The organism is Flavobacterium sp. (genome assembly GCF_043773265.1).
In the GTDB taxonomy this organism is placed as follows: Bacteria; Bacteroidota; Bacteroidia; order Flavobacteriales; family Flavobacteriaceae; genus Flavobacterium.
Genome location: NZ_JAYVFH010000052.1, coordinates 1 through 5,767 on the forward strand (window position 1 = coordinate 1; position 5,767 = coordinate 5,767).

Below are 5,767 nucleotides of genomic sequence, written 5' to 3' on the forward strand. Positions count from 1 at the left end.
AAATAATACAAGGAACACAGATTTAAGAAATTGGAATAATTTGCACAGATTTTTTTATTTGCTTCTGAAAGCTCAATAATTTAAATAATACAAGGAACACAGATTTAAGAAATTGGAATAATTTACACAGATTTCTTTGCTTGGTTCTGAAAGCTCAATAATTTAAATAATAAAAGGAACACAGATTTAAGAAATTGGAATAATTTGCACAGATTTTTTTACTTGCTTCTGAAAGCTCTACAATTTAAAATAATACAAGGAACACAGATTTAAGAAATTGGAATAATTTGCACAGATTTTTTTATTTGCTTCTGAAAGCTCTGCAATTTAAAATAATACAAGGAACACAGATTTAAGAAATTGGAATAATTTTCACAGATTTTTTAAATTTCTCAAATTTCTCTAATCTGTGTTGCTAAACTTAATGTCTTTTGGAAATCTGATTTTATGTAAATGGATGGCTGTTTAGCCCTGATTGGAGCAGTTACCTTGTAACGTGGAAAGCAGGAATAAGGTTTGTAGAAATGCCCGAACCATTCGCTCCTGATATTCATCAGCATAAATTCTTAAAAAAAAACATATCTTTAAATAGGACGAGATACTGAAACAAGTTATTGAGATACTGAAACAAGTTCAGTATAAAATTTGTAAGTTTGCGCTGTTTAAAACCTTTTTCTAAAAATGAGTATCACTGACAAAACTTATAAAAAACTAACTATTCAAGTTTCATTGAATGGATTGTCGTTTTGTATATTTGACACTTTAAGTAGCAATCCAATATTGTTGCAAAACATTCATTTTGATAGTTTTCAGCGTAGTTCAAAGATTGAAGATTTATTTGCAGTGGTTTTTAGAGAAAATCCAGAATTGAATCATAAATATGATGAAATTGTGATTATTCACAGTAATAACCTATCGACTTTTGTGCCAACAGCTTTGTTTGATGAAGAGTTTTTGGGAAGTTATTTACAGTATAACACCAAGGTTTTTGAGACTGATTTTTTTGCTTTTGATGTTGTTGAAAAATATGAAATGAACAATGTTTACATTCCTTATGTGAATATGAATAATTTCTTTATTGACCAATATGGCTCGTTTGATTATAAGCATGCCAATAGTATTTTGGTTTCTAAATTGCTAGATTTATCTAAGAATAATGAAGAACGCAAGATGTTTGTTCATGTAAGTGATACTCATTTTGAAATTATAGTAGTTCAAAATCAAAAGTTGCATTTGAGTAATTCATTTGAATATAAAACTGCCGAAGATTTTATTTATTACATTCTTTTTACTGCGGAACAATTGCAATTGAATCCTGAAAATTTTAAATTAGAGTTGCTAGGAACTATTGTTGAAAATGATTCATTATATCAAATTGCATACAAATACATTAGAAATGTTTCTTTATTTGACGTTTCTGACACCAACAATTCGTTTTCGGAAAAAGAAAACCGCGAACACTTTATACTACTTCACTCGTGAGAATAATTTCTGGAAAATTTAAAGGAAGACGAATTACTGCACCCAAAAAATTACCTGTTCGTCCAACAACAGATATGAGCAAGGAAGCATTATTTAATGTCTTGAATAATCATTTTAATTTTTCTGAACTCAAAGTTTTAGATTTATTTGCTGGTACAGGAAACATAAGTTATGAGTTTGGTTCTCGTGGTTGCGACAATATTACTTGTGTTGATGGCGATGTGGGTTGCGTAAATTTCATAAAACAAACGGCTAAGGAATTTGACATGAACATCACAGCAATAAAAAATGATGTTTTTAAATTTCTTGAAAAGCACAAAGGAAATTATGATATAATTTTTGCAGATCCACCTTATGGATTAGACCAAAAAGAATTTGAAAAATTAATTCTACTTATTTTTGAAAACGAACTCCTTAACGAAGAAGGAATGTTAGTAATTGAACATTCAAAACATACCAAATTGAATCATATGATTAATTTTTCTTTTCAAAAGAATTATGGTGGTTCGGTATTTTCTTTTTATGAATTTGAGGTTGATGATGAGGAAGTTGATAGTGAGAAAGAGTAAATTTTGATTTAAAAAGTCTTCGACAAGCTCAGACAGTCATTCAAATCATAAATTGAGTTTTCATTAAAAAAAGCAGACCTATAAGCCGGATTCTGTTCTTTCTGAACTTGTTTCAGAATCTGATACAAATTAGAAATACCTTATCATTTATCTAGACTTGCAATTACTCACAAGTTCAATCTTTCTACCCTTCGACAATGAGCGAGTAACTCTTAACTATCGATATACTTGAAATTTCACCGCATAGAGTTTACCTGGTTTCACTACAGCATTATCTGTACATACTTTCTGTTGCACTTGTCCTCGAAGACTCTGAAATAAATTCAGAGTAAACTGACGGATGTTATCCGCTATGCTACTCTTTGGTGTCCGGACTTTCCTCTTTAAACTGAACTTGTTTCAGAATCTCATAAATTTAAACTAAAAACATAAGATACTGAAACAAGTTCAGCATAAAGCGATAAGGCGGTCTGCTGTGCAAAGATAGGTATTTTAGATCGTATATTTAGGAATTTAGATTTATTACTCTCCTAATAAATCTAACAACTCTGGATTGTTAGGAAAATTTTCAATGAGGTAGGTTTTTAGATTGATGTTCCATTTTTTTTGAATATGAAAAGATTTTTTTAAAAAATTTTGAACATAACCTATAGTACTAAAAGGAATTAGTACTTCAATGGCTTCTTTATTTAATGATAATGATTTTTCTTTGTTAATGATAACTTCTTGGTATAGAGCACTTAAATTAATCAAGGTGTTTGCCAAAGCCTGCACGTAGCTTTCAGGATTAGTTTGAACTAAGGTTCTACATATCGTTAGCGCTTCAGAAAACGATACTTCGGCGCTTACATAATCGTTTTTAACAGAATGCAAAATACCAAAATTATTTAATATCATTGCAACATCAGGCAAATAGGTTTCAGGATTGATTTTAGCTAGACTTTTATAGATAGTTAGTGCTTCATTAAAAGATACTTCGGCATTTACGTTATCGTTTTTATCACATTGTAAAATACCTAAATTAGTTAAGGTCGCTGCTAAATCCTGCATATAGGATTTGGGGTTGGTTTGAGCTAAATTTCTTCTTATTTTTAGTGCTTGAGTATAGGATGCTTCAGCATTAACGTAATCGTTTTTATCATGTTGTAAAAAACCTAAATTATTTAAGGTCATTGCTACGCCTGGCAAATAGATTTCGGGATTGGTTTGTGCTAAAGTTCTATATATTGTTAATGCTTCAGTATAGGTTAGTTCTGCACTTTTATAATCGTTTTTACCCTTTAATAAAATACCTAAATTATTTAAGACCATTGCAACTTCTGGCAAATAGATTTCTAAATTCTTTTGAGCTAATGTTCTTAGTATTGTAAGTGCTTCTTTATAAGATACTTCGGCATTTGCGTAATCGTTTATATCCATTTGCGAAACGCCTAAACTATTTAATATATATACTATGACTGGCAAATAAACTTTGGGATTACTTTGAGCAAAGTTTCTATTTATTTCTAGGACTTCTTTATAAAATAAAATGGCTTTATCGTTTTGGTTATGAAATTTTAAAAAATAAGCATAATCTAATAATGCTTTAACATTTCTGACTGAGCGAAATGATTGTTCGTAATAATCACAGGTTAATTGAAAACGATTAGATAAGTCAAATCGTAAAGCAGTTGTTTGAGCTTTTATAAAATATTCAGTTGCATTATTAGATAATTGTTCTTCAATAAGTTTTAATTCTTTACTTTTTTGTTCTTTTTTAGCTAACAATTTACTTTGATCAATTGCTAAATCTTCGGATTTAAGTACATCATCTGCTTTTTCTATTTCACCTTTATCAAAATAAGATTTTGCTAATTTTAATCGTTCTGTGTTAATTTCAATTTTTGAAAATGCTTCATAGAGTTTATAAAAGCTTGCTTTATAACTTTCTATACTATCTTGCGTTTTTTTGAGTTCAATATTTATTGTTTTTAACTCCTCTTTAAAGCTGTTATCATTAGAATAGTCTTCAATTCTTTTTACTGTTTTCTCTCGCTTTTCAAGTTGGTTTTTATAAGTTAACATTAACTCATTATATAACTTTCCGTCTAGATTTATATTTTGATTGTTTATGTTAATAGTTCCTTTATTATCCAATAAATTTATTTGTTTGCTTTCACCTTCTGATTTGAAGTTTCTAGTTTGTGCTATGATAGAATTTTTAAAGCAAAAAAATGAAATTAACAAAAAAATGTAACTTGAATGTTTCATAAAAATTAATTAACGTTTATAGTTCCTTTGTTATCAGTAACATTTACTTGTTTACTTTTATCCTTAGATTCAAAATTGTTTTTTATATTTTTTCCTTCTAATTTTTTAAGTGAATCAATATTTTTAGGAACATTTTGCTTTTCCTTATTCGCTGGTTTTATAACTTCAACAGGTTCTACTGGTTCAGGTTTAATATAATTAATAATAATACCATATCCAATAAGAGTGAAAATGGCTAAAGCAACAACTACTTTCAAAAATTTCGGAAGCTCATTAAACATTTTTAATACTATACTAGCACAATTTGTTTTTTCGGATAAATTGTTATTAGATTCATGCATAAAATTCAATAATTTAGAAGATTCTCAAAAATATAAAAAATTTATTGAAACTTTAATTTAATTCATTTAAATATTCTTTAATTTAATTTTTTGGAATTTGGAATTTGGAATTTGCATTTTGGAATTTGCATTTTGGAATTTCAAAACCTATATTTGTAATCAATAAAAAATAATGGAACAATTTTTAGTATCAGCTCGTAAGTATCGTCCACAAACATTTAAAGATGTTGTTGGGCAACAAGCTATAACAAATACTTTGTTGAATGCTATTGAAACTAATCATTTGGCTTCGGCATTGTTATTTACTGGTCCAAGAGGTGTTGGAAAAACTACTTGTGCACGAATTTTAGCTAGAAAAATCAATCAACCTGGTTATGATGATCCAAATGAGGATTTTGCATTTAATGTTTTTGAATTGGATGCTGCATCTAATAATTCTGTTGATGATATAAGAAGTTTAATTGATCAAGTTCGTATTCCGCCACAAACTGGTCAGTTCAAAGTTTATATTATTGACGAGGTTCACATGTTATCATCAGCTGCTTTTAATGCTTTTTTGAAAACATTGGAAGAACCACCAAAACACGCCATTTTTATTTTGGCTACCACCGAAAAGCACAAAATCATTCCTACCATATTATCACGTTGCCAAATATTCGATTTTAAACGGATTACGGTAAAAGATGCGAAAGAACATTTGGCAGAAGTTGCCCAAAGTCAGGGTGTGCAATTTGAAGATGACGCTTTGCACATTATTGCTCAAAAAGCCGATGGTGCGATGCGTGATGCTTTGTCCATTTTTGACAGAGTGGTTTCCTATTGTGGTAACAACTTAACACGTCAGGCGGTTACTGAAAATCTGAACGTTTTAGATTATGAGACCTATATCAATATGACCGATTTGATTTTGGAAAACAAAATCCCGGAAGTCCTGATGGCCTACAATGATATTTTGTCCAAAGGCTTCGATGGTCATCATTTCATTGCCGGATTAGCATCGCATTTTAGGGATTTATTGGTGTCCAAAACCCCAGCCACGCTTTCTTTGTTGGAAATGGGTGAAGCGGCACAAAAATTATACGGACAACAATCGCAAAAAGTATCGCAGGAATTTTTGTTAAAAGG

Annotated in this window: 5 protein-coding genes and 1 other RNA gene; 3 read left to right on the forward strand and 3 right to left on the reverse strand. The window is 29.7% G+C overall.

Annotated elements, in window-relative coordinates; genetic code table 11:
- Positions 1-681 precede the first annotated feature (681 nt).
- Positions 682-1,482: a DUF3822 family protein gene (locus ACH2BO_RS02675; protein ID WP_395043214.1), complete on the forward strand. Its 801-nt coding sequence runs from the start codon at positions 682-684 to the stop codon at positions 1,480-1,482.
- On the forward strand, positions 1,479-2,051 hold the full coding sequence (gene rsmD / locus ACH2BO_RS02680; protein ID WP_395043215.1) for a 16S rRNA (guanine(966)-N(2))-methyltransferase RsmD: 573 nt from the start codon (positions 1,479-1,481) through the stop codon (positions 2,049-2,051). Before ACH2BO_RS02675 ends, rsmD begins: the two co-directional genes overlap by 4 nt.
- 65 nt (positions 2,052-2,116) lie before the next feature.
- On the opposite strand, the gene rnpB is transcribed toward rsmD, so the two are convergent.
- The 3 genes from rnpB to ACH2BO_RS02695 form a co-directional block, all read right to left on the reverse strand.
- Positions 2,117-2,528: RNase P RNA component class A (gene rnpB, locus ACH2BO_RS02685), an RNA gene on the reverse strand.
- Positions 2,529-2,573: 45 nt separating this feature from the next.
- Entirely contained in the window at positions 2,574-4,301 is a 1,728-nt protein-coding gene (locus tag ACH2BO_RS02690) for a tetratricopeptide repeat protein (RefSeq protein WP_395043216.1), read from the reverse strand.
- 5 nt (positions 4,302-4,306) lie between these two features.
- Positions 4,307-4,558, reverse strand: a complete 252-nt coding sequence (locus ACH2BO_RS02695; RefSeq protein WP_395043217.1) for a hypothetical protein — start codon at positions 4,556-4,558, stop codon at positions 4,307-4,309.
- Positions 4,559-4,814: 256 nt separating this feature from the next.
- Here ACH2BO_RS02695 and dnaX point away from each other — a divergent pair.
- The coding region (gene dnaX / locus ACH2BO_RS02700; protein WP_395043218.1) for a DNA polymerase III subunit gamma/tau at positions 4,815-5,767 on the forward strand (953 nt) is incomplete at its 3' end.